This window comes from Blastococcus sp. MG754426 (assembly GCF_021699055.1).
GTDB lineage: Bacteria > Actinomycetota > Actinomycetes > Mycobacteriales > Geodermatophilaceae > Blastococcus.
Map to the genome: position 1 here is coordinate 1 of NZ_SSXC01000205.1, position 266 is coordinate 266.

General features: G+C 78.6%; 1 pseudogene. It reads right to left on the reverse strand.

Annotated elements, in window-relative coordinates:
• A pseudogene (locus tag E9549_RS22975) lies at nt 1-215 on the reverse strand (hypothetical protein); the annotation flags it as partial.
• Nucleotides 216-266 lie beyond the last annotated feature (51 nt).

The window sequence follows — 266 nt, forward strand, 5'->3', positions numbered from 1 at the left end:
TCCCGCAGGGTGCCGTCGGGCGTCCGGCACGCCGGGGTGTCCACGAGCGCCGTGGGAGGGACGCTGACCAGCGCCGCGCGGTCGCCCTCGGCCGAGACCGAGACGACGAGGGTGGCCACGGACGCCGCCCCTGCCTGACCGGGGAGCCCGGTCCCGACGACCAGGTAGGTCTCGGCCGAGGGCGACCGCGCGGCGCTGGTCAGCGTCCCTCCCACGGCGCTCGTGGACACCCCGGCGTGCCGGACGCCCGACGGCACCCTGCGGGA